General features: G+C 59.3%; 20 protein-coding genes. 5 read left to right on the top strand and 15 right to left on the bottom strand.

Annotated elements, in window-relative coordinates; genetic code table 11:
• The first annotated feature begins 23 nt into the window (after positions 1 to 23).
• On the top strand, positions 24 to 848 hold the full coding sequence (locus AC5S27_RS00175) for a rhomboid family intramembrane serine protease (RefSeq protein ID WP_493932601.1): 825 nt from the start codon (positions 24 to 26) through the stop codon (positions 846 to 848).
• 93 nt (positions 849 to 941) lie between these two features.
• Here the strand turns inward: AC5S27_RS00175 and AC5S27_RS00170 are convergent, their stop codons facing one another.
• Both AC5S27_RS00170 and AC5S27_RS00165 read right to left on the bottom strand, forming a co-directional pair.
• The gene (locus AC5S27_RS00170; RefSeq protein WP_493932600.1) at positions 942 to 1,181 is read right to left on the bottom strand and encodes a type II toxin-antitoxin system RelE/ParE family toxin; all 240 of its coding nucleotides are present in this window, start codon (positions 1,179 to 1,181) and stop codon (positions 942 to 944) included.
• 3 nt (positions 1,182 to 1,184) lie between these two features.
• Positions 1,185 to 1,442: a type II toxin-antitoxin system ParD family antitoxin gene (locus AC5S27_RS00165; RefSeq protein ID WP_493932599.1), complete on the bottom strand. Its 258-nt coding sequence runs from the start codon at positions 1,440 to 1,442 to the stop codon at positions 1,185 to 1,187.
• Positions 1,443 to 1,534: 92 nt separating this feature from the next.
• Here AC5S27_RS00165 and fabD point away from each other — a divergent pair, with 92 nt between their 5' ends.
• Positions 1,535 to 2,485 (top strand): ACP S-malonyltransferase, encoded by a 951-nt coding sequence (gene fabD / locus AC5S27_RS00160; protein ID WP_493932598.1) that lies wholly within the window; start codon positions 1,535 to 1,537, stop codon positions 2,483 to 2,485.
• Positions 2,486 to 2,491: 6 nt separating this feature from the next.
• On the opposite strand, the gene AC5S27_RS00155 is transcribed toward fabD, so the two are convergent.
• The 5 genes from AC5S27_RS00155 to rocF all read right to left on the bottom strand — a co-directional run bounded on the left by AC5S27_RS00155 (position 2,492) and on the right by rocF (position 6,148).
• Positions 2,492 to 3,001, bottom strand: a complete 510-nt coding sequence (locus tag AC5S27_RS00155) for a hypothetical protein (RefSeq protein WP_493932597.1) — start codon at positions 2,999 to 3,001, stop codon at positions 2,492 to 2,494.
• 100 nt (positions 3,002 to 3,101) lie between these two features.
• The gene (locus tag AC5S27_RS00150) at positions 3,102 to 4,247 is read right to left on the bottom strand and encodes a D-alanine--D-alanine ligase family protein (RefSeq protein ID WP_493932596.1); all 1,146 of its coding nucleotides are present in this window, start codon (positions 4,245 to 4,247) and stop codon (positions 3,102 to 3,104) included.
• Positions 4,248 to 4,307: 60 nt separating this feature from the next.
• Positions 4,308 to 4,721, bottom strand: a complete 414-nt coding sequence (locus AC5S27_RS00145) for a type II toxin-antitoxin system VapC family toxin (protein ID WP_493932595.1) — start codon at positions 4,719 to 4,721, stop codon at positions 4,308 to 4,310.
• A gap of 8 nt (positions 4,722 to 4,729) precedes the next feature.
• On the bottom strand, positions 4,730 to 4,972 hold the full coding sequence (locus tag AC5S27_RS00140; protein ID WP_493932594.1) for a hypothetical protein: 243 nt from the start codon (positions 4,970 to 4,972) through the stop codon (positions 4,730 to 4,732).
• Positions 4,973 to 5,032: 60 nt separating this feature from the next.
• Positions 5,033 to 6,148, bottom strand: coding sequence for an arginase (gene rocF, locus AC5S27_RS00135; RefSeq protein ID WP_493932593.1), 1,116 nt, complete (start codon positions 6,146 to 6,148; stop codon positions 5,033 to 5,035).
• A 309-nt stretch (positions 6,149 to 6,457) separates the two neighbouring features.
• On the opposite strand from rocF, the gene AC5S27_RS00130 reads away from it, so the two are divergent.
• Positions 6,458 to 8,884 carry a diguanylate cyclase domain-containing protein gene (locus AC5S27_RS00130; protein ID WP_493932592.1) on the top strand — a complete coding sequence of 809 codons (2,427 nt, stop codon included), beginning with the start codon at positions 6,458 to 6,460 and terminating at the stop codon, positions 8,882 to 8,884.
• A gap of 22 nt (positions 8,885 to 8,906) precedes the next feature.
• Here AC5S27_RS00130 and AC5S27_RS00125 read toward each other — a convergent pair whose 3' ends face one another.
• The 7 genes from AC5S27_RS00125 to dnaG form a co-directional block, all read right to left on the bottom strand.
• A complete protein-coding gene (locus AC5S27_RS00125; protein ID WP_493932591.1) occupies positions 8,907 to 10,994 on the bottom strand; it encodes an alpha/beta hydrolase family protein in 2,088 nt (695 codons plus the stop codon).
• A gap of 64 nt (positions 10,995 to 11,058) precedes the next feature.
• Positions 11,059 to 12,675, bottom strand: coding sequence for a glycoside hydrolase family 27 protein (locus tag AC5S27_RS00120; protein WP_493932590.1), 1,617 nt, complete (start codon positions 12,673 to 12,675; stop codon positions 11,059 to 11,061).
• 96 nt (positions 12,676 to 12,771) lie between these two features.
• On the bottom strand, positions 12,772 to 13,029 hold the full coding sequence (locus AC5S27_RS00115; protein WP_493932589.1) for a hypothetical protein: 258 nt from the start codon (positions 13,027 to 13,029) through the stop codon (positions 12,772 to 12,774).
• Between the two features lie 122 nt (positions 13,030 to 13,151).
• Positions 13,152 to 14,834 (bottom strand): RNA polymerase sigma factor RpoD, encoded by a 1,683-nt coding sequence (gene rpoD / locus AC5S27_RS00110; protein WP_493937248.1) that lies wholly within the window; start codon positions 14,832 to 14,834, stop codon positions 13,152 to 13,154.
• Between the two features lie 450 nt (positions 14,835 to 15,284).
• Entirely contained in the window at positions 15,285 to 15,602 is a 318-nt protein-coding gene (locus AC5S27_RS00105) for a type II toxin-antitoxin system RelE/ParE family toxin (protein WP_493932588.1), read from the bottom strand.
• A 3-nt stretch (positions 15,603 to 15,605) separates the two neighbouring features.
• Positions 15,606 to 15,869, bottom strand: a complete 264-nt coding sequence (locus AC5S27_RS00100) for a hypothetical protein (protein WP_493932587.1) — start codon at positions 15,867 to 15,869, stop codon at positions 15,606 to 15,608.
• A 53-nt stretch (positions 15,870 to 15,922) separates the two neighbouring features.
• Positions 15,923 to 17,701 (bottom strand): DNA primase, encoded by a 1,779-nt coding sequence (gene dnaG, locus AC5S27_RS00095; RefSeq protein ID WP_493932586.1) that lies wholly within the window; start codon positions 17,699 to 17,701, stop codon positions 15,923 to 15,925.
• Between the two features lie 504 nt (positions 17,702 to 18,205).
• Here dnaG and AC5S27_RS00090 point away from each other — a divergent pair.
• A complete protein-coding gene (locus AC5S27_RS00090) occupies positions 18,206 to 21,502 on the top strand; it encodes a TonB-dependent receptor (RefSeq protein WP_493932585.1) in 3,297 nt (1,098 codons plus the stop codon).
• A 240-nt stretch (positions 21,503 to 21,742) separates the two neighbouring features.
• On the opposite strand, the gene AC5S27_RS00085 is transcribed toward AC5S27_RS00090, so the two are convergent.
• The gene (locus AC5S27_RS00085; protein ID WP_493932584.1) at positions 21,743 to 22,273 is read right to left on the bottom strand and encodes a VOC family protein; all 531 of its coding nucleotides are present in this window, start codon (positions 22,271 to 22,273) and stop codon (positions 21,743 to 21,745) included.
• A gap of 47 nt (positions 22,274 to 22,320) precedes the next feature.
• Here AC5S27_RS00085 and AC5S27_RS00080 point away from each other — a divergent pair, with 47 nt between their 5' ends.
• Positions 22,321 to 23,067, top strand: coding sequence for a hypothetical protein (locus AC5S27_RS00080; RefSeq protein ID WP_493932583.1), 747 nt, complete (start codon positions 22,321 to 22,323; stop codon positions 23,065 to 23,067).
• Positions 23,068 to 23,110: the final 43 nt, after the last annotated feature.

The following is a 23,110-nucleotide window of genomic DNA, read 5'->3' as shown; positions in this document are numbered from 1 at the left end:
GGATTTACTCTCGGAGCAGACGTATGCCGAGACTTGGTTCCACTCAATTCGCCTTTCCTGAGTTCACCGGAGCCACGCGCCGGATCGTTCTCTGGAATCTGGTTGCGTTTTTCCTGTTGTGGCTGGCGGCTGCGGCTAAGCCCGATTTTGCCAATCTGCTGACCGGTGTAGCTGCTCTGCGGCCGGATATGGTGATGGCTGGGCATGTATGGCAATTGCTGACTTACAGCCTTATTCACCCTTCTCTCCTGGGAACGCTCTTTGAGCTGCTGTCGATCTGGTTTCTCGGCGGGCTGTTGCAGTCGCTGCACGGCAGCCGCTGGCTGATGAATCTGTATCTGGTTTCGGTGCTGGGCGCTTCGATCACTGCGGTGCTGGTGTTTGAGATTGGCATGCTCGCGGGGATGCCGCCGCCAATGATCTCGCTTTATGGGTGCCTCGGAGCGGTCTTTGGGCTGATTACGGCTATCGCTGTCCTGCACGGGGATTTGCAGTTTCAACTCTTCTTTGTCATCGGGATTAAGGCGAAATATCTGGCGATCATCTACACGCTGATTGCGCTGGCGCAGACATTTACCGAGCAGAAGATTTATGCCTTTGCGCAGCTGGGCGGTGGTTTGGCTGCAATCCTGTTTATCAAGTACGCGCCGCAGCGGGGATTTGGCTTTGCCTTCAGCGAGAGCTGGTATGGGCTGCGCAATCGCTATTTCCGCTGGAAGCGGCGGCGGGCGGCGAGCAAGTTCCAGGTGTACATGAAGAAGCAGGGGCGCACGGTGCGCTTTGACGGGCAGGGACGGCTGATCGACGAAGACGATGTGAAGCACGACGATCGGAAGCGGTGGAATTAGGCTTGATATCGATTGAGTGTGCGTCTCGAAATCAGTCGTCGTTGAATTTCTCCGGCGTTGCCAGCATGCTCTGATGAAGAATGCGCGAAACTCTTATCCCATCTCAATAATTCTGTAAAAGATCACATGCTTCCCGTATTCCATCCGACGCAGACCGGGGCGTACTCCACCGCAAGGCCTGCCGAGCTTAGGATTCTTTACCAAACGATCAAAGGACTCCTGAAGCTGACTGAGGTAGCGCTCGACTTGCGCCTCACCCCACTCTTCGAGAGTGTAGGCATCTATCCCAATCAGGTCTCGCAGCGCGCGTTTTGAAAAGGAAAGCGATGACATCGTTTATCGCGTTTCGGTCGGGACTCGACGGTTCTTACGAACGTATTCGAATGGATCGCCCTCGAAAACTCCACTGGCATCTCCTTCGTCGATGGCGGCGCGTAGAGCGGTAAGCTTTGCTTCGTACTCCTGCTCTTCCCGTTCCAATGCACGAAGAGCAGAGCGAACTACTTCGCTGGCATTTTCATAGCGTCCACTCTCGACCTTGCTGAGAACGAAACGATCCAGTTCTTCGGTGAGATTTACGTTACGCGTAGGCATTGCGACACTCCTCGATTGCTTTTGAGTGTATGCCTGCTGGCAAAGATTGCCAAGAAGTTCCGCCGTCATGCTGGGATAAAATTCGTTATTGTATGACTACGAAAAAGATTGCTTTTCTCTTTCCGGGACAGGGTGCGCAGACCGTTGGTATGGGTCGCATCCTGGCTGAAAATTTCCCTGTTGCTGCCGAGACATTTGCCGAGGCCGATGAGGCTCTGGGATTCCCGCTGAGCCGGATTTTCCTGGACGGGCCGGAGGAGGAACTGCGGCTTACGGAAAACACTCAGCCTGCCATTCTGACCGTTAGCGTGGCGGCGTGGCGGGTGTTGGGGCAGCATGGCGTTGTGCCTGCGCTCGCGGCTGGACATTCGCTGGGCGAGTGGTCGGCGCATGTGGCGGCAGGCACGCTGAGCTTTGCCGACGCAGTCCGGGCGGTGAAGGCTCGTGGCGCGGCGATGCAGGCGGCGGTTCCGGCAGGCGAGGGTGCGATGGCTGCGGTGCTTTCGCTGGCGGCGGATCGAGTGGCTGAGGCATGCGTCGAAGCTGCGGCGGAAACGGGACTGCCGGTGTCTCCGGCGAATTTCAACACTCCGGATCAGACAGTGATTTCCGGTGCAAAGGCTGCCGTAGAAAAGGCCGCTGAGCTGGTGAAGGCCAAGGGTGCGCGCAAAGTGGTGATGCTGGCCGTGAGTGCGCCATTCCATTGCGCGCTGATGCAGTCGGCGCAGGAGGAAGTGGCGCGGGCGCTGGGTGAAATTACTCTGGCTGATCCGGCGATTCCGGTGGCGGCGAACGTCTCGGGCACGCTGGTCACAACGGCGGCTGAGGCAAAGCAGGCGCTCATCGAGCAGGTGACAGGGACGGTGCGCTGGGCTGGCTGCGTGCAGGCACTGCGGGACGCGGGGACTGAGGTCTTTATTGAAGCTGGGCCGGGCAAAGTGCTGAGCGGCTTGCTCAAGCAGATCGACCGCAGCCTGACGTATGTGAATGTCGAAGACGCGGCGAGCCTGGAAAAGTGTCTCGCAGAACTGGCTGCTGTGTAAGCACTGCTAGTTGGCGATGCCGTCGAGGGTCAGTTCGTACGGGTAGAAGCTGAGGGTGTGGTCTTTCTTGTCGTAGGCGAGGAAGAGCGGCTTGCTCTTGCGGCCATTGATGAGTGAAGCTACGACGAGTTCCCTGCTGGCGAGCTTGCGGGCGACAACTTTGTGGCTGGAGATCGTGCCGTACTCATTGTCGGAGCTGGCCTGGCCCCAGTCTTTTTCGAAGCGGGAAAAGGGATACTGTGCGTACTTGTCGGGGTGCTGCTTCCAGTCGAAGTCGTTTTGCCAGACGGCGTAGGCGCGCTGCAGGTCGTTGCCTTCGACGGCCTGCAGGAACTGGTTCACGTCGCGCTCGCCGGCCCAGTAAGTCCACCAGGTCCACGGGTAGTCGAAGGGTCGGCCTGTGAACAACCACATGCCGATGAGGAAGACGAGCAGGCCGGCGAGGATGCCTTTGATCCAGTTGGCGCGGTGGCGGGACTTTACGCGATCGAACTTGGGTGCGTCCATCAGGGTCATTGGTTTCGTTCCTCCGGCTGCTGATTTCTGACTGCAGCCCTTCTACTAGAGACAACGCCGGGGTGGAAAGTGTTCCCGGACCGGCTGTTCTCGTCGGCTACTACTGTGCCACATCGAAGCTGAAGCTGGTTCGGCTGCGCTCCTGGTGGCGTTCCAGGGCGAGTTCGATGAGGCGGGTGATCAACTCGGAATAGCTGACGCCGGTGGCCTGCCAGAGCTTGGGATACATGCTGATGGAGGTGAATCCGGGGAGGGTGTTGACCTCGTTGAGATAGATGCGGCGCCTGCCGTCCGGCTCCATCAGGAAGTCGACGCGAGCCAGGCCGGCGAGGTCGCAGGCGCGGAACGCTTCGATGGCCATGGCGCGGATCTGTTTGGATTCTGCCGCCGTAATTTTGGCTGGGATGATGGGGATGGAGCCGTCGGAGAGGTACTTGGCCTCGTAGTCGTAGAACTCCTTGCCGGGGATGATTTCGCCGACCACGCTGGCCTTCGGGTCATCGTTGCCGAGGACGGCGACTTCGAGTTCGCGTGCCTTACTGGTTCCGCGGGACTTGCCTTTGCCAGCGACGCCTTCTTCGATGACGATCTTGCGGTCGAAACGGGCGGCGAGTTTGAGCGCCGGGGCGAGTTCCTTGCGGTCGTGCACCTTGCTGATGCCGACGGAGGAGCCGAGGTTTGCGGGCTTCACGAAGAGCGGGTACTTGAGCGCGGCTTCGATTGCATTGACTGTCTTACGCGGCGAGGCTTCCCAGGCAGTGCGCAGGATGGTGACATGCTTGACGATGGGTAGTTTTGCGGCCAGGAACATGCGTTTCATCGCGTCCTTGTCCATACCGGCGGCGGAGCCCAGGACGCCGGAGCCTACGTAGGCGATGTCGGCCAGTTCGAAGAGACCCTGGATGGTGCCGTCTTCGCCGAAGGTGCCGTGGAGAACCGGAAAGACCACATCGAGCTTGCCTGCGCCGAGCGTGGCTGCGTCTGGCACGAAGGCCTGCACTGCGGTGCTGCCCGCCGGCGGAAGAAGTTCTACGCTGGGGGCTGAAGCCGAGGATGTCTCGCCGGCCAGAAGTGCCTGCGCGCCCTCGCCGGTGAGCCAGCGGCCGGTCTTGCCGATGCCGATGGGAACGACTTCGAATTTCTTGCGATCGATTGCTTTGAGGATGGAGGCGGCGGAGAGCAGAGAGACTTCATGCTCGCCGCTGCGCCCGCCGAAGAGAATGCCTACGCGAAGTTTCTTTGCCATGTCTCTTCGATTGTAGATTCCTAGGCATCGGTTCTGACGCCCCGGATTGGAATGCTCTTCTTATGGTTCCCAGGGATTCAACAGTTCCATGCCCAGACCAGTAAAGTCTCGAGTGTTGCGGGTGACGATTGTCAGGTCTTGATGAAGGGCAGTCGCGGCGATTACACCATCGACAACCGCCAACGGCTTTCCTTGCAGCTTTCTGGCTGCAGCCAAATGGCCCCAGCGTTCGGCGATGTCTTCTGAGACTGGCAAGATGCGGCCTGCAAACCAGGAACGGACGTCAACTTTCAGCCAAGCCTCAAGCGCGGTCCGCTTTTGACTGAAAGGAAGCGATGCAATCCCCTTACAGATTTCGCCAATCGTCATGACACTCAGAAAAACGCTGTTTTTGTCGACACTTTGGAGAAAGGTGGTTACATGCGAGTCCGGTCGTTCGCGGGTGAGTTCAGAGGGAATATTGGTGTCGACCAAATATCCCTTCACAGATGGATATCTCGCCCTGTGTCTCGATCGCGCTCGAAATCGAGGTTGAGGCCCCGAAGCGGTGCGAACAGCTCAACCATGTCCTTGGCTGCAAGCGGGCTCGCGGGCTTGTCGGATGCTGCATTGGCAGCTTCCTCAAGGAGACCGGCGGCGTAGGCTCCAACCGCCACGCCCTGGGCAGCAGCCTGACGCACAAGCTCATCCTGAATTTCTGGGCGGATGTCGAGAGTAATGGTCATGGCTGTCCTCCTCCTCGATTATGCCGCAGAACCAGCTCGCCCTTCATGCAGAATGCAGCATCACAAAATCTTCTTCCCAAAAGCGGAGCAGGCTAGTTCCACGGCCAGGTCGGCGGTGCGGTTGTGTTCGTCGATGACTGGATTTACTTCGACGATTTCGAAGCTGAGCAGGCGGTTGTGGTCGGCGAGGATTTCCATGGCCAGATGGGCTTCTCGATAGGTTGCGCCGCCGCGGACTGGGGTGCCGACGCCGGGAGCGTCTTCCGGGTCGATGAAGTCCATGTCGAGCGAGACGTGGTAGCCGGCGGTGCCGTTGCCGGCGATGGCCAGAGCCTCTTCCATGACGGTGCGCAGGCCACGCTCGTCGATGTCGCGCATGGTGTAGACGGCGGCCACCCCGGCACGGCGCAGGTTGTCGCGCTCGGCAGCGTCGATGTCGCGGACGCCGAGCAGGACGGTGTTCTCCGGCGAGATCTTGGGCAAGTAGCCGAAGATCCGGCTCAGCGGGGCGAGAGTGCCTTCAGAGGCCGATTCGCCGCCTGCCTCTGAGATATGCGTTCCTTGCAGGCCAGGCGAACCGGACGAACCGGGCAAGTCTGGTTGAACTGCGTCTGTCGGCACGTCCAGCCCAAGGAGCGCGGCCAAGGGCATTCCATGGACGTTTCCGGAGGGCGACGTCGCGGGAGTGTTGAAGTCGGAGTGGGCGTCGATCCAGAGGATGCCGATTTTCTTTCCCGCGCGGCGGTAGAACTCGGCCACGCCTGAGACGCTGCCTGCGGCGAGCGAATGGTCGCCGCCGAGGATCAACGGAGTCATGCCCTCCTCGAGACACTGAAGGACGGCTTCGGCGGTACGCGTACAGGTTTCGGCTATCTGGTTGAGGAATCGAGCGTTGGCATCACCGGCCTGCTGGGTTTCGGCAATTTCTACGCGGATGTTACCGCCGTCGGTAACCCGATGTCCCAGGGCGGCAAGGCGCGCCTGCAAGCCGGCGACACGGACCGCTGAGGGGCCCATATCGACGCCGCGGCGGGCAGCGCCAAGATCGAGAGGGACACCAAGAACGCGGATACGCCGAGTGGGGAGCGATTGTGCGCCTCCGTGGCCATATTCGGATGGTAGGGAGGAGTGAATCAATGTCTCTGGAACCTGAATCTCGGTGCATTCGCTTTGCATGGAAGCCTCTTTTGTGGCGCGTGAAGGATCGCGTCAGATTTTTCGCTGGACGAAAAAGTGCGGATACGCCAACCGGGTATTAGAGCAGATTGATCTGGCTTATGACATGCGTGCCCGTTCTGGTACATTTCGGGTATATCTAAAGTAACTTTTCCCGTGAGAAGATGATTGGCATCAATAGTTTGAGTTTTCCAGCCGGTGCTCTATCGGTCCGTGCGAGACTGGCGATGAATCCCTAGAGGGCTCAAACAGGTTGACCGGGGCTTTCTGCACACCGGGAAATGCAGAATGGAAATGGACAGAGCCAGGATGTCACAGGAACAGGTGCCGCGACGCTTGTCGCAAAGGTCACTGCAACAGTTGGGGCCTCAGCCCCGGCTCGGCCTGTTTCGGACTTTTGTGCTCCCAAACCTGGTTTTCTGGTTTGTAGTTTTCGCATGTGCCTGCTTTCCTTTGGTTTGCCTGGCGGCGGAAGCGCCAGCAAAGATTACCCGCGTAGAACAGGTGGTGGCGCTAACGGGCGAGCAAGCCGGCAAGAAGATTCCCGTGGAGTTGGAAGCGACTGTAACCTGGACGCCCCCGACCGGACACGACTTCTTTGCTCAGGACAACGGTTTCGGTGTGTATGTCCTGTTCAGTTCGGATATTGGTCTTCGGCCGGGCGACCGCGTAGCCATTACCGGCGTAACCGACAACAGCTTCCGGCCGGAGATTGAAAGCAGCCAGGTGCGGCTGATTTCGCATGGAAAGCTGCCTGCAGCGCAGCCGGCGAAATTTGAAGACCTCATTGAGGCCAAGTGGGACAGCCAGTACGTCCAGGTGAAGGGACGGGTGCTCGCGGCCACGACAGACGGCACGAAGCCGGGCGATGCTCTTCGCATTCGTCTAAGCATGGAAGGGGGTGCGATCGACGGCGTGATCGCACGTCCGGGCAGCCTGCGTGCGGAAGATCTTCTGGACGCCCAGGTCCGCCTGACGGGTGTGGCGGGAGGGGAGTTCGACGGTCGCGTGCAGATGTCGGGAATCCTGCTCAACATCAATTCCGCGGAAGATTTGGTTGTTTTAACTTCGCAAACCTCCGATCCGTGGGCGATTCCGGCTCTCCCGATGGAGAGCGTCATTTCCGCATACCGCAACAACAACCAGAGCCGGCGAGTGCGGATTATCGGTACGCTCACCTATTATGAGCCGGGCAGCCTGGCGGTGGTCGAGAATCACGGCGTCGGCACCCTGGTAAAAACACGTTCGCAACAGGCTCTGCAGACCGGTGCAGGTGTAGAGGCGATCGGCTTTCCTTCGGTCGACCAGGAAACCGTGCAGTTGGAGAACGGCCAGATTCGGGAATTCAAGCAGGCGAAACGGACGCAACCACGCACCATCTCCTGGGAAGACGCGTCGATGGGAGAGTATGCCTTCGATCTGGTCTCAATGGAGGGGGAAGTCGTGGCCGTCGTGCCTGACAGCCAGGCCGATATGATTGTCGTTAAATCGGAAGGTCATCTCTTTTCTGCGACGCTGCGGCAACGCTCTTCCAATGCGTCCAATGCCAACGGCGATCTGCCGTTGCCAACGGTGGGCAGCACAATTCGTGTGACGGGCGTCTGCTTTGTCGATACGGACAATCACTGGCATGACCGGCTGTGGTTTGAATTACGCATGCGGTCAATGGACGACATCGTCGTGGTGAACTCGCCGGGCTGGTGGACGGCGCGACGGTTGGGTTATCTGAGCACGGGTTTGAGCGTCGTGATTCTGCTGGCGATGATCTGGGCAGGCATTCTGGACCGGCGGGTGCGCCAGCAGAACGCCATCCTGGCGAAACAGAGCCAGGAGGATGCGATTCGCGAACGGCGGCTGGCGCGGCAGGAGTTGCAGCGGAGCCACATCCTGGAGCTGATCAGCAGCTCCGAGCCGTTGCAGGATGTGCTGCGGGAGATTGCTGCCATGGTTTCCTCCCGGCTTTATGGGGCTTCTTGCTGGTTTGAGCTCCAGGGGGAAGGCGACAGTAATGCCGAGCTGGAGCGGCCGAGCGGCCCCGGCGTTGTTTACAGGGAGTTGTTCGCCCCCGACGGCACCCGGCTGGGATTGCTGCTGGCTACGCCGTTGCTACGCACCTCACCGGACAAGGAGATCGCTTCCGCTCTGGGCGCTGGCGCCAGGCTGGCGGAGTTGGCTATCGATACCCGCCGTCTGTATACCGACCTGCGCCATCGCTCCGAATACGATCTGCTGACCGATATTCCCAACCGCTTCAGCATGGAGAAGCACCTGGATCGCCTGATGCAGGGTTCGCAGACGACGGTTTTCGGTCTTATCTACGTCGACCTGGACCGCTTCAAGCAGATCAACGACCAGTATGGCCATCGGATGGGCGACCTCTATCTACAGGCTGCGACCGGCAGAATGAAGTTCCAGCTGCGTAGCGGCGACATCCTTGCCCGCATTGGCGGGGACGAATTCATTGCGCTGGTGCCAGTCTTGCATGGCCGTGAGGATGCAGAGGAGATCGCGATGCGGATGGAACGGTGCTTCGACGAGCCGTTTGAGATCGAGGGCATCCGCTTCCTTGGGTCAGCCAGTGTTGGCCTGGCTGTCTATCCCGACGACGGCACCACGAAGGAAGACCTGCAGCGCTCCGCCGATGCCGCGATGTACGCGAACAAGGAAGGCAAGCGCCACCAGGAAAAGCTGGCCGAGGCAATGCAGCGGGCGTGGAGCGAAGATCTGCTCCACTAAGCCCGCTCCTCTTCAGACGCTCTTATTTCGCGTCCGGTTTTGCCTTGGCTTCCGGCTTCACTACCGGTGTAAGCGCTGGAGCCAGCGGATCGCCCCATATGTAGTGATTGAACCAGTTCTCGTTTTCCTCCATCACGGCGCGCTGCTGCTTGGGCTTGTTGATGGGGTGGCCGAAGCCGTCGTACACCACCATCTTGACCGGAACGCCATGATCTTCGAGCGCCTGGCGCAACTCGAAGGCGTTCGCGATGGGCACGCGCCGATCCGCGCCGCCGTGCTGAATCAGCGTGGGTGTTTTTGCCTTGGCGATGTAGGTGATCGGAGAGGTTTTCGCGTAGATTGCAGGATCATCTGACGGGGTGGCGTGCAGGTACTGCGGGGCAAACGGCGTGATGTCGGTGTTGTAGTAATACGTCGCCCAGTCCGAAATGCCGGCGCCGACCGACACTGCCTTGAAGCGGTCGCTCGACGTGGTGATGAAGGCTGAGATATAGCCACCTTCGCTCCAGCCCATCGAGCCGACGCGGTCCTTGTCCACGAAGCCCTGCGCGATGAGCGAGTCAACGCCGGAGATGACATCGGCGTAGTCGCCTACGCCGAGATTGCGCACGTTGAGCGAGCGAAACTTCTCGCCGTAGCCTGCTGAGCCGCGGTAGTTGGGGCGCAGGATCAGTGCACCTTTGGCGACGAAGCGCTCCATCGGGTAGTAGCGGTCGGGGGCGATGAGCGGCAAGTCGACACCGGTTGGTCCGCCGTGGATGACGACCAGCAGCGGGTACTTCTTCTTCGGATCAAAGTCGGCTGGCTTGTAGAGCACGCCTTCGACGGTTGTGCCGTCGCCCGATTTCCACTGGACCACTTCCCTCTTCGCGGTGTCGAAGCCGCTGAGTTGATCGGCAAGGTGCGTGATCTGGACGGGCGTAGCAGCGGGCAGAGCTGTCGCGTAAATCTCGGGAAACTGGTTCGTGCCTGCGCCACGATAGCTGATCTCTTTGAAGTCTTTCGAGAAGGAGAACTGCCCGGCGAATTCGCTGCCTGGCGTTGCAATCTGCTTCACGGACTTGGTGCCCGGATCGAGCAGGAAAAGTGCTGATTTCGTTTTCTGGAGCGCGGAGAAGTAGATGCCTTCGGGAGCCCATTTGAGAAGATCCGGGTCTTCATCGAAGCTGGCTGAGAGCACATTCGGTGTGCCGCCATCGGCTGGGACGACCGCAATGTGGCGGTTGGTGTAGTAGAAGAATTTGCTGCCGTTACTGGTGGTGTAAGCGATCTGCGAGCCATCGGGCGACCACTGCGGATCGCTGTCCGGGCTCTCGGTGGACACGATTTTCTTCACCGAGCTGTCCGCAACGGTGACGGTGTAAATATCCGAGGAAAAGTCGGAGATCAGGTCCGGATCGCGCTGCGCGTCAAAGGCGATGCGCTTGCCGTCGGGCGAGAAGACAAAACTGCCGACGGTGAAGGTGTCGCCTGCTGTCAGGAGCTTCGGCTCACCGATGGCGGCGGTGCGGCCAGCGGCGTCGGTCGTGGGTAGATCGACAAGCCAGAGATGCGTCATCGTGTAGTCCGCGTGGATGACGCGGTACTCACCGAAGCTCTCCGTCCGATCCTTGGAGGCCTTGGTCTCGGGAGCCTCGGCGGCGATGGCGATGTGCTTCGAATCCGGCGCCCATTCGAAGCCGCCTACGCCCTCTTCCATCTTGGTCAGCTGCTGCGCTTCGCCACCATCGGCGGGCATCCAGTACACCTGACGCTTGCCTCCGGGTGAGCCGGCCAGCTGGGCCGCGCGATCGGAGAGGAACGCGATCCATTGGCCATCCGGCGACCAGGCTGCCGCGTTGCTGGACTTTGCCGCCGCGGTAAGGCGATGGCGCGCACCGGTGGCTGTATCGGCGATCCATAGATCGGTTTCGAAAGCGTTGGCGTCCCAGTTGGTCCTCGTCTGTTCGTAGATGACATGCTTGCCGTCGGGCGAGATACGCGGGTTGGAAACGCTCTGCATCTCGAGCGACTGATCGATCGTTGGCGTGCGGGTCTGCGCGATAGCGGACTGGAGAAAAACAATGCAGATAGCGAGAGGAAATGAGAGCTTGAGGGCGGTGCGGAGCAAGGGCATTCTCCTTGAGCGGTGGTGAGCGCAGTATACCTGCGCTCACCTGCCCTGCCCTTGCCTTCTACTTGCTGACGCGGATCATGACCACGCTGTGCGGAGCGACGTTGGCCTTGTAGCCATCGGCGGTTGCGCCTTTGTCAGCGTGGGCCCAGAGGTCGCGCACTTTATGCTTGCCCTTCCAGTTGATCTGGCTCCAGTCGATGTGCGCTTCGCCTGCCGTAGTGCCGCGATTGAAGAAGCCCACGGCATAGTCGCCGTTGGCCAGCGGCTTGGTCCAGACGACCAGATCGCCTGTTGCTGAGAGCTGCGTACCGCCTGCGCCGAGCGCATCCTGATCGATGGCGATCACTTCCTTGTTGAGCAGGATGTCGCGAATCTCCGGAGTCATCGTGCGAATGTCATTCCCGGCGATCAGCGGCGAGGCAATCAGCGCCCAGAGGCTGAAGTGCATGCGGTACTCTTCGGTCGTCATGCCACCGTTGCCGATCTCGAGCATGTCAGGATCGTTCCAGTGGCCGGGGCCGGCGTACTTCGCTAGCTCAGTCTGCGCGAAGCCGATCTTGTCCATCGAGTCATAGCGGTCGCGGATATCGCCGGTGGTACGCCAGAGGTTCGCGCCGACCTGCGTTCCCCACGTCTGCACCTCGGACCGGCCGTACTGGCAGAGCGAGTAGACGATGGGTGCGCCGGTTGCCTTGAGCGCGTCGCCCATGCGCTGGTAGACGGCGTGCATGTCCGGGTCTTTCCAGACACGGGAGGCGCTGCACCAGTCGTACTTCAGGTAGTCGATGCCCCAGGACGCATACATCTTCGCGTCTTCCGTCTCGTGCCCGTAGCTGCCGGTGAAGCCGGCGCATGTCAGGGGTCCGGGTGAGGAGTAAATGCCCAGCTTGAGACCCTTGGAGTGCACGTAATCCGCGAGCGCCTTCATATCCGAGAAGTTGGGGTTGGGATGCAGGATACCGTTGGCGTCGCGCTTATCTTCCCAGCCGTCGTCGATGTTGATGTAGACATAGCCGGCGTCTTTCATGCCGGTTGACACCATGGCGTCGGCCATCTCGCGCACGGTCTTGTCATCGATCTTGGTGCGGAACTTGTTCCAGCTGTTCCAGCCCATGGGTGGAGTCTTGGCAAGGCCGTTGGCTGGAACCTGATGGATCGCGGGCACCTCGACTTTGGGCAGGCTTGCGTAGTCCACCGGCGCCGCACGATACGACGGGAACGGAGTTCCGCGATGCGCGATGACCGGCCCCTTCTGCGCACCCTGCATTGGAGACGGAGTTCCCGGCGGCGGACCACCCGCCGCGGGCGGTGGCGGAAGCGGCATCGCGGGATTGATCTCGAGCGTGTCACCAACGATCTTGCCGGTGGCTTCGCGATTCTGAATGCTGCCGTAGCGGTCGATTGCGACGGTGAAATGGAATTCGTTGCCGGTGAGTTGGCCATCGATGATCGGAGGGTCCCCGAAGGGTAGGCCTTCGCTGCCAGTGATCTTGCCATTGACCGACTTGAGCCGGAAGACGAGTTCTGTGTCGCCGTAGGGGCCCATCCAGTGGGCGATCCATGTGCCGGTGAGTCCGGCGTCGTTGGGTGCTTCGGGGCTAGTTTGCGAATAAGCGGTTGACGCAACGGCGAGCATGAACAGTGCGATCCAGCGTAGCGAGCGATTGGTTGTCATAGGGCCTCGAGCGGCTTGCGTTCCGCGCAGCCATTGTAAGTCAGGGACTCTGCCTCATTCGCCGCGTTCGAGACAAACTTGAAAATCAGCAGTTGCCTAAGGCTTTTTCGCAGATGCTTTCTTGGCCGGCTTAGCTTTCTTTACCGAAGCAGCCTTCTTTGTCGGGGCTTTCCTGGCAGCCGCTGCCTTCTTCGCAGGCGCAGCCTTTTTTGCGCTTTTCTTCCTTACGGGCGCTGCCGCGGGCGGAGCGTCTTCCGGAGTGTCGCCGGGCGGCAATGCGTCGAAGCGATGGTTCTTGTAGGGGTCGAACCGGTAAGGATTCACGGCAATCGCAGCGGGCTTCGGTTTTGTCATGGCGGCAGCATACTCTTCGTACGAATTGCTGAGAAGCGTTTTCTAACAGCAATCTGCGGGCAAAACAAAAGCCGCGACCCTGGTTGGGATCGCGGCTTGATGTTTGAGACTTGTCGAAATGCTTAGAGCTCTTTGACGCCTTCGACGAAGGCGCGCAGCTTGCGGCTGCGGCTGGGGTGACGCAGCTTGCGCAGCGCCTTGGCTTCGATCTGGCGGATACGCTCGCGGGTGACCTGGAAGCTCTGCCCGACTTCTTCGAGCGTGTGCTCGGAGCCGTCTTCGAGGCCGAAGCGCATCTTGATCACGCGCTCTTCACGCGGGGTCAGGGTGCGCAGGACCTGCGAGGTGTACTCCTTTAGGTTCACGCTGATCACGGCCTCAGAGGGCGAGACAGCCTGACGATCTTCAATGAAGTCGCCAAGATGCGAATCTTCCTCTTCGCCGATCGGGGTTTCGAGCGAGATCGGTTCCTGCGCGATCTTGAGTACCTTGCGGACCTTGGCGACGGGAATGTCCATGCGGCGGGCAATCTCTTCGCTCGAAGGTTCGCGGCCAAGCTCCTGCACCAGTTGACGCGAGGTGCGGATGAGCTTGTTGATGGTCTCGATCATGTGCACCGGGATGCGGATCGTACGGGCCTGATCCGCGATGGCGCGGGTAATGGCCTGACGAATCCACCACGTTGCGTAGGTCGAGAACTTGTAGCCGCGGCGATACTCGAACTTGTCCACCGCCTTCATCAGGCCGATGTTGCCTTCCTGAATCAGGTCGAGGAACTGAAGTCCGCGGTTGGTGTACTTCTTGGCGATCGACACGACGAGACGAAGGTTGGCTTCAATGAGCTCGCGCTTCGCCTTCTCGGCGTCCATGTCGCCCTGGATCATTTCGCGCTGCGTGCGGCGCAGCTCAACAACCGTAACGCCGGCTTCCGACTCAACCTTTTCGAGGTCGATACGGCAGTTCTTCTGCTGGCGCCGGTATTCCTTCTTCAGGTCCTCAGACTTCGAAGCATCGTGCTTCTGGTCGAGAGACTTGATCTGCCGCTCGAGCGAACGCATGATCTCGACGGTCTTGTTGACCTTGTCGAGCAGGCGCTTCTTTTCCTGGCCGGTGTACTTCAGTTCACGAACGATGCGCGAGATCAAGACCATTTCGCGGGCGATAAGCCAACGGGTCTTGCGCGCTTCGCGAGCCTTGGTCTTGGCTGCGAGGGTTTCGAGCTTCTCGTTGAGCAGCAAGATTTTCTTCTGGTGCTTTACGAGCGCGTCAATGCGGCCGGCCGTGGCGCGAACGCGGGCCTGCACTACATCTTCGGTGAGCTCTTCTTCATCGAACGTGACCACTTCCTTCACGTTGCGGACGCCGCGCTTCAGGTCCTCTCCGAGGGCCACGATTTCGCGTATCACCACGGGCGAACGGGAAAGCGACTTGAGCACGCGAAGCTGCCCGCGCTCAATGCGCTTGGCGATTTCGACTTCGCCTTCGCGGGTGAGCAGCGGCACGGTGCCCATCTCGCGGAGGTACATGCGGACGGGGTCGTTGGTCTTTTCAAGGGTACCCGGGGTCAGGTCCAGCTCAACGTCTTCGCCGTCTTCCTGGTCGAAGTCCTTATCGCCGAACTTGGGCCCGTCGAGCAGATCAATGCCCTGAGTACCAATGGTGGTAATCAGGTCGTCCAGATCGTCGGCATTATGCATATCGTCGGGCAACATGTCGTTCACGTCGCCGTAGGTCAGATAGCCTTTATCCTTGCCGGTGTCGATCAGGCTGGAAATATCGTCTTCAAATTTGTCGTCAATAGCCAAGGCGCTCACATCTCCTGCGCGAAAATTCTGGACCGCTTCTGGGAGCAGGCGCACTGCGATGAACGGTTCCGGTGCCAAAGTGGGCGCTGAAAAATAATTCAGCACGCCCGGCAAACCGATGCCGTACAGGCAAAAGCGACCCACAACATCGGGAAGCGATGTCCGGTTGAGTTGCTCGGATCAGGATATTCAGCGCAAGTGGCCTATTTTGGCCTGCCCGCGAGCCGTGGCTCATGTGTGGGGCAATGGGGCGCACATCCTTCAGAGAATACAAGAATACCACAGCGAACCTCCCGGATTAACAGCAGAACCCCTGACAAAGTCAAGTATTTTCGCCTTGCAGTCGGGGCGGGGCCGTATTCCTGCGGTCTCGCTCTGTGTATATAGATGCTATAACTCGGAAATTAGTTCCAAATCGCCATCTTTGGTCAAGAAGTCGCCAGCACGCAATCAGATCGGCATGGATTTCAGCAATTTCCGCATATTCCGCTTTCCGTGCGCGATTCCGATAACTCGGACCGGGCTGGGCTCCGGTATGTATAAGACGAGGTAGTTAGGGTACGCGGGAATAGGCCAGAATCGAATCGGACGTTTGGTGATGCCTTTACGAACCGATCCCATCATAGGATTCGTACCGAGCAGATGACACGCGCTGTAGATCGCTTCCTCAACCTGGTTCGCAGCATCCACATTGTCCATCGAGATGTAGTGCCAGATTCTGTCAATATCATTCGCCGCTCTGGGAGTTAACCGGTATGGATGCGACATAATTCATGCTGTCTTTCGATTTTGGCGACGTTCCTGCAGCATTTGTCTGACCTGGTCCGGATCCAGCAATTCGCCTCGCTCAGCCTGTGCATACCCTTCTTCAATCTGAGTTGCGATTTCTTCGCGATTCTCAATCAACCAATCGTCCATGTCGTGCTGCGCCTGGATAATTGCAAACGCCTGATCCAGCACTTCCTCCAGCGTTCTGCCTGACAGGATCTCCTGTTCGAGAATTTTCTGGTGCTCAGGTTTGAGTTCCAGGATCATGTGTCAACCTCCAGTCGGATGCTGGTAAAAGTATATGCAGTTTTCTCTCATCACTACTGGTGCAAGCTGCGGATTTCGCGATCTACGGCTAGTTTGCGCTGGGAGAGAGCGGCCACTTCGGCGAAGTCTCCGCGTCGCTCGGCTTCCGCGATCTGCGCACGCAGGGCACGCTGCTCGTTTTCGAGACGGCGCAAGTGGAGACCGTGCAGGGCGCCCTCAACCGCCACTTCATCGGGCGGATGATTTTCCTGCAGCAGCACCTGGGCGACGAGGGCGCGCTGGCCGGGATCTTGGACCGCCACCATCGGGTCCGGAGCGGGTTGCGCAGCCAGGGCCAGCAGGGCTTGAAATGCCGAAAGATGCTCAAACCACTCCGGATGCTCCAGAATCGGGCCGCTGGCGGTGTGCCAGCAGGCCTCGTTCGTGGCCAGCGCGCGGAGCAGGATGCGCTCGACTTCGGTCACCGTTGGCGTGCGGGATTCGACACGGGCGTCGAGATGATCCTGGCGCTTGAGCGCAGCCTGGCGTAGTTCATCCTGCAACACAGCGGAGTCGATGCCCAGCTTCTGCGCTGCGTCGTGGGCAAACTGGCCACGCTCCAGCGTCTGCGGAATGCGCCGGATGTGGGGAAGCAGGTAGTTCATCGCCTTGATCTTGGATTCGGGATTGGCTCCGGGAAACTGCTGGCGGGCGCGCTCGATCAGATAATCCGACTGGCGGCGGGCTCCCTTGATGGCCGCGACATAAGCTTCTACGCCGCGCTCGCGGATGAAGCGGTCCGGGTCGAGGCCGCCATCGAGGGTGATGACCTTGATCGAAAATCCCTCCTCGGTCAGAAGGCCGATCGACTTCTCGGCGGCATTGGCTCCGGCGGCATCGGGGTCGAAGTTGACGATGACGTTGGTCGTCTGGCGGCGCAGCAGGGCCACCTGGTGCTCGGTGAAGGCTGTGCCGCTGGTGGCGATCACGTTCAGGATGCCGCGCATGTAGACCGAGATACAGTCCATCTGGCCCTCGACGAGCAAGGCCCACTCGGCGGCGCGCATCTGGGCTTTGGCCTTGTCGAGATTGAAGAGGACCTGACCCTTCGAGTAAAGCGGCGTTTCGGGGGAGTTGATGTACTTCGGTCCCGCTTTGTCGCCTGTCTCTAAAGCGCGGGCAGTAAAGGCAATAACTCGTCCTGACTCATTCGCGATCGGGAAGGTGACGCGCTTGCGGAAGCGGTCGTAAAGGCGCCCCTGAACGACGTTGCCGCCCTGGTCTTCCGTATCTTTCGAACTGAAAAGACCGGATGCTCGCAGAGTCTCACCGTCAGCCATCGGCGCGAGCTTGTCGCGCAGGCCGTTGAAGTTGTCCGGCGCGTACCCGATGCGGAATGTCTTGATTGCCTCCGCCGTGACGCCGCGCCCGGCGAGGTATTCGCGGGCCAAGGCACCCTCCGGCGACCGGAGCTGTTCTTCGAACCACGTTGCTGCGGCCTCGTGCAGGTCCAGCAGCTTACGCCGCATTCCGGCTTCGGCGGCCTCTTCTGGCGAGTTGTACTCGCGCTTGGGCAGCGGAATGCCGCACTTTTGCGCCACGATACGGACCGATTCCGGGAAGCTGGCGTTCTCTATCTTGCTGACGAAGCTGAAGATATCCCCGGACTGGCCGCAGCCGAAGCAGTGGAAGAACTGCCGGCCGGCATGTACGGAAAACGACGGCGACTTCTCTTTATGGAAAGGACAGAGGCCGGAGTAGTTTTGCGCTCCCGCCTTGCGCAGACGGATGTAGCCGCCGATCACCTTGACGATGTCGGCCTGCTGTTTCACGGTTTGGGCGAAGTCGGACATGAATTCTGGAGGAGCGGGCGCTGTCTTCAGGATACCGCCTGTACCACTGGCTGGAACGCCTCTTGCGGTGGGAAACGAGGTGTTAAATCGGCCAAAGTGATCATCCGAAATGCCCTGATGTGATGGGAAAACATGAGTCTCTGCGGGCGAATCGAGCGATAAAGTGAAGGTGGCAGGATGCACCTTCCGGCGATGAGAACGACTGGAAGCAGGTCGTTAACGTCATAACAATTTCGCCGTCTCAGGTTGACACAGGACGCTTACTCGAAGAGCCTTAAGTTATTACGTTGTTATCAGGTCTGAAAGCTGCGAACGTCTCCAGACTGTTTCAGGCAGGCGAATTACCACCGGAGCAGCCAGACCAATCCATCATCGGCCCCCAATCCTCCCATCCTGGGCGGCCCCAATTCATAGGAGTACATCTGTATGCCATGCAAGCCTGTTAAAGCTAGGCTTTTTGCCTTTGCTCTCGCAGCAATTCTGTGTTGGGTTACGATCCTGCCAGTGACAGCCCAGACATCTGGATCCGGCAACATTACCGGAACTGTAACCGATTCAACGGGTTCCGTCGTGTCGAACGCGGCCATCGTGATCACCGACGTCGATACCGGCGTTTCCCGCACGCTCACCACCAACGACTCCGGCGAATACACCGCCACCTTCCTGCAGCCGGGCCACTACGAAGTGACGCTGGGCGGCAACTCCTTCGGCAAAGTCTCCCGCACGAACCTTGTCCTGACAGTCGGCCAGGTGCTGACGGTGGACGCCGTTCTGCCCGCTGCCTCGGTTTCGACCTCGGTGGAAGTTTCGGGCGAGTCTCCTCTGCTCGACACGGAAAAGACCGAAGTCTCGCAGACCGTGGACCAGCAGCTGATCTCTAACCTGCCAGTGAACGGGCGTAACTGGAGCGACTTTGTCCTCCTCACGCCAAACGTGGTGCAGGACGGCGGTTCCGGCCTGGTCAGCTTCCACGGAATCAGCGGCCTCTACAACCAGAACTATGTGGACGGCGCGAACAACAACGAAATGCTGTTCTCGGAAGCCCGCGGACGCGCTTCCGGCGCTCCTTATATCTACTCACTGGACTCGATCAAGGAATTCCAGGCGGAAACGTCAAACTACTCCGTCGAATTCGGCCAGGCGGCAGGCGGTCAGGTGAACGCCATCACCCGCTCCGGAACAAACGCAATCCACGGCGATCTCTTTTATTATCTGCGCTATCCGGACCTGAACGCGCTGGACCCGTACAACAAGTACCAGGGTCTGCATGGCGGAAATCCCTTCCTGCTGACGCAGCCGATCCACCAGCAGCAGCAATTTGGCGGCTCAGTAGGCGGACCGATCATCAAGGACCGGCTCTTCTACTTCTTCACGTATGATGGCTTCCGTCGCGTTGGCCGCGTGCTCTACGCAAACACCAACACGCTCTCGCTGACCCCTCAGACGGATTCGAATGGCTCCGGCACAATCATCACTCCGACGCAGTGCCCGGCGACGATCACCGCAGCCCAGTGCACCTCCGCCATTACCTTCCTGATCGACAACTCTGGCGGGGCAGGTTCGCCGCCTTCGCGCTTCAGCAAGGAAAACATCTTCTTTCCGCGCCTCGACTGGCATATCAACAGCCGGAACGACGCGTTTGTGAATTACAACTTCGCGAACTTCGACTCGACCAACGGTTACTCGGGCGCGCCGACCTTCACCAACAGCTCGCCCTCGACCAACGGGCCGACCAGCTACCACGAGCGCTTCCTCGTCGGCGGCCTGACGACCCAGTTGGGCAACACGACCGTGAATCAGGTCCATTGGCAGTATGGACGCGATCTGGAGACGGCGGGCGCCAATGCGGCTGGCCCGAGCATCGGTATCGGTTCGCTGCTGACATACGGCATGCCAAACGCGCTGCCGCGTATTGCTGAGCCGGACGAACACCGCACCCAGCTTACGGATGTGGTTTCGATGATCCATGGCCGCCACACGATCAAGTTCGGCGGCGACGTCAACCTCGTTCACGAAATCATGATCAACCTCTTCCAGGGCGGCGGTATCTACAACTACAGCGGCTCGACGGCAGTCGCGAACTTCCAGAACTGGGCTGCTGACTCGTTCCAGGGCCAGCCAGGGGACACCGATCCTTTTGCCGGATACCACTACACCAGCTTTGTGCAGACGGTAGACCAGATCAACAAGGGCAACCGCGCCGGCGCCGACGACTTCTGGATGAAGATGTTCGACGGCTTTGCCGAGGACTCGTGGAAGATTCGTAGCAACCTCACCATCACCGCGGGTGTTCGCTATGACGTGCAGCTGACGCCTAACCCGACGAAGAACAACACCAACTACGGCGACCTCTCCACCTACTACAGCAGCACGATCAAGAACGTGACCGATCGCGTGCAGCCTCGTGTGGGCTTTGCGTGGCAGCCGTATGCAGGTACTGTGGTTCGTGGCGGCTATGGCCTCTTTTCCGGCCTGAACCAGGGCAGCACGTACTACGCGATGCGCGTGGAGAACGGCGTTGTCCAGGTGAACTACAACTACACCGGTTGCGGAAGCAGCTGCAACGCGTCCAACTCGGCGGCTGCAGGACTGATCTATCCTAATGTGCCATTCAAGCCGACTGGCCCTTCACTCGACAACTCGCTCTATCCGAACGGCGGCGCTCCGCCGACCGTCGAAGGTACGGCCAAGGTCGGTGTGCAGAGCTTCCACGGGCTGGACCCGCAGTTTGTTCCACCGCTGGCGCATGAAGCTGACCTGAGCGTGGAGCAGCAGTTGCCCGGCAAGCTGACGCTTTCGGTGGGTTACGTGGGATCGCGCGGGCTTCGCCTGCCGGTCTTCCTGGATGCCAACCTGGTGGGCCAGACGCCGCACGGGCTGCGCTCGTACGACGTGCTGGACAAGAGCGGCAAGGTCACCCAGCAGTTGACCGTACCGGTGTACCTGCGGTCGGACCGCATTAACTCCTCGCTGCAGAGCTACAACACGGGCTTCAGCGTGGCGAACTCCTGGTATAACTCGCTGGCAGTGACGGTGCGCCGTCCGTTCGCCAACGGCCTAGAGATCCTGGCGAACTACACGTGGTCTCGCGCCACGGATACGGACCAGGTTGCAGGTGCTTTTGGTACCTTCTACGGCGGCAACCCTGTGCTGGACCCGAACAATGTGCGCGGTGAGAATGGGCTTTCCGATCTCGATGTGCGCAACCGCTTTGTGGGCAGCTTTGTGTACCAGCCACACGTTTTCGAAGGCAACAAGTGGATGAAGCTGACGCTGGATGGGTTCAAGTTCTCGGGAACCGATACAGCTTCCGCGGGTCAGCCAATTACGGCTTCGATGAGTGGCACGGTTTACAACGGCGGTTCGTCGAGCTTTGGCGCGGCGGGCAACATTTACGGTGGCGCGATGAGCTCAGGCTCCGGCGCGGCGACCACTGGCCGTCCCCCGCAGATCGGGCGTAACTCGTTGATCGGACCGGGGTTCAACGACTTCGACTTCCGCGTGACGCGGGAGATTCCGATCCACGATGCGATGCACATGGAGATCGTTGGCGAGGCATTCAACCTGCTGAACCATGAGATCATCACCGGTGTGAACTCGACCTATTCGACGTACATTGGCGCTGGAGCCACCACGGGCGGCATCAAGTGCGAAACCACTGTTTCGACGGAAGCTCCGCTGCAGGGCTGCATCATTCCCTACACGGGCAAGGGAACGGCGGCGTTCGGGAACAAGTCGAGCACCAACAACGTGTTGTATGGGCCGAGGCAGCTGCAGGTTTCGGCTAAATTTTTCTTCTAACTTGCTTTAGGAAATGCGAACGGCCCCTGCCAGGGTTCTGGCGGGGCCGTTTTTTTTGGCACATTCTTTCGCAGGGGAAGAACTTACGAATGGAGGGGGAGGGTATTTATTTTCCTCTGCCAACGAAAGGCGAGAAGCAGATTCCCTTCGGGAATGACAACTAAAGAGCATGTGCTGCTGAGCTGTTTCTTATGATGCGCTTTTCGGTAGAAAATACTCACAATCTGCTGGCAGATTTTTTCAGACGTTCTGCTGAAGGCTCAGGGTGTTGCCGAAGGGGTCGGTGAACCAGGCGATCTGAGTGCCGCCGGGGGCGGTCCAGATGGCGAGCGGGTGGTCGGCGTTGAGGCCGGGGTAGCGGGTGAAGTTGACGCCCGCGTTGGTGAGCTGCTGGACGGTGGCAGCGATGTCGGGGACGGTCCAGCCGAGGATGGTGAAGGGCTGGGGCTTGAAGTCTCCCGCGAACGTGGCGCGGAGCGTGGTGCCGGTGGAGGCGCCGATCGCTGAACCTGGGAGGTCGTCATTGCCGGAGCGGCTGATGCCTTCTCCACCGGTGCCGGATTCGCCTTGTAGATTTTCGCGCAAGTCGCCGGAGATCTCGCTAGGGATATGGAGCCGGAAGACGAGGGCGAAGGGCGACTGGTCTTCGACAAAGGTGAGGCCGAGCTGGTCGCGGTAGAAGGTGAGCGCTTTGGCTTTTCCCGTCTCGGTGTCGCTGATGGGGACGAAGGCTACGGGTTGGGCGGTCGCGAGTTTTTCTAAGGTGCTCATTCTTATTCTCCCAAATCTATAGGATGCAGTTCTGACTGCTGACCGCATTGATTTTCTTCCGTGAATTGACGCGGTTCAATCCCCTATCTTTGCATCAGGGGTCGATGATGCCTGACTGGTTTCGAAATACTAGTTGGTCGCCTGAGATTGAGGCGCAGTTTCTTGCAAGGCTGAAACGCAGCCGCAGCCAAAGGCCGCAATATCTAAAGATTCAGGCATGGACATTGAGGTCGACTGAGCCGCGGGTTGCTTTGCGGCTGATCGAGCTGTATTTCGAATCTGGAGATGAATCCTTCATGGCAGACGCATTGAACGTGCAGGCGGAAGCATATGTGGCGTTGGGATTAATTGATGAAGCCATCGATTCTTACCGGCGTTCACTTCAATGGGAGGAGACGCATCGTGGTTCTACCACGAGGGCGCGCTTCAATCTGCCGCTTTTGATCGCTACCTATGGCAGGCGGGAGCTTTACGACTTTGCTATCGAAACATTGGAGGCCCGTAGTTTGAACATGGTTTTCCCGGTTGAGGTCTTCATGTATTCAAGTGCATTGGCAATCGTGTATTCGGAGCTTGGGAATTCCGAACTGGCGTTGCGTCATGCGGAGCATGCACTGAAGATGGCTGACATCAAAAAGTCTCCACTATCGCGGCATCCCGATCTGGGACTTGTTAAGGGCGAGTATGAACCAGTCGTTGAGCGGATAAGGGCTTTGGTGGACAATGAGGGCGCAAACAAAACGAAGAGCGACGGTTTTGTGGACAAAGTGCGGCGAGCGTTGCGCTTGCATTGATGCCACGCAAAGACTTATGGGCTCATCGTTCGACGAGAACCGG

It is taken from the genome of Acidicapsa borealis, from assembly GCF_059115245.1.
Note: the sequence above shows the minus strand (reverse complement) of the source record. Positions and strands in the feature narration are given on the sequence as shown.

Bases quoted from the DNA above. Each gene is read 5' to 3' on its own strand.
- rocF (WP_493932593.1), bottom strand. From the start codon at position 6,148: ATGCAAAGCGAATGCACCGAGATTCAGGTTCCAGAGACATTGATTCAC.
- AC5S27_RS00170 (WP_493932600.1), bottom strand. From the start codon at position 1,181: ATGTCATCGCTTTCCTTTTCAAAACGCGCGCTGCGAGACCTGATTGGG.
- AC5S27_RS00085 (WP_493932584.1), bottom strand. From the start codon at position 22,273: ATGAGCACCTTAGAAAAACTCGCGACCGCCCAACCCGTAGCCTTCGTC.
- AC5S27_RS00130 (WP_493932592.1), top strand. From the start codon at position 6,458: ATGTCACAGGAACAGGTGCCGCGACGCTTGTCGCAAAGGTCACTGCAA.
- AC5S27_RS00115 (WP_493932589.1), bottom strand. From the start codon at position 13,029: ATGACAAAACCGAAGCCCGCTGCGATTGCCGTGAATCCTTACCGGTTC.
- AC5S27_RS00105 (WP_493932588.1), bottom strand. From the start codon at position 15,602: ATGTCGCATCCATACCGGTTAACTCCCAGAGCGGCGAATGATATTGAC.
- AC5S27_RS00120 (WP_493932590.1), bottom strand. From the start codon at position 12,675: ATGACAACCAATCGCTCGCTACGCTGGATCGCACTGTTCATGCTCGCC.
- AC5S27_RS00140 (WP_493932594.1), bottom strand. From the start codon at position 4,972: ATGACCATTACTCTCGACATCCGCCCAGAAATTCAGGATGAGCTTGTG.
- fabD (WP_493932598.1), top strand. From the start codon at position 1,535: ATGACTACGAAAAAGATTGCTTTTCTCTTTCCGGGACAGGGTGCGCAG.
- AC5S27_RS00175 (WP_493932601.1), top strand. From the start codon at position 24: ATGCCGAGACTTGGTTCCACTCAATTCGCCTTTCCTGAGTTCACCGGA.
- AC5S27_RS00100 (WP_493932587.1), bottom strand. From the start codon at position 15,869: ATGATCCTGGAACTCAAACCTGAGCACCAGAAAATTCTCGAACAGGAG.
- AC5S27_RS00155 (WP_493932597.1), bottom strand. From the start codon at position 3,001: ATGACCCTGATGGACGCACCCAAGTTCGATCGCGTAAAGTCCCGCCAC.
- AC5S27_RS00150 (WP_493932596.1), bottom strand. From the start codon at position 4,247: ATGGCAAAGAAACTTCGCGTAGGCATTCTCTTCGGCGGGCGCAGCGGC.
- dnaG (WP_493932586.1), bottom strand. From the start codon at position 17,701: ATGTCCGACTTCGCCCAAACCGTGAAACAGCAGGCCGACATCGTCAAG.
- AC5S27_RS00165 (WP_493932599.1), bottom strand. From the start codon at position 1,442: ATGCCTACGCGTAACGTAAATCTCACCGAAGAACTGGATCGTTTCGTT.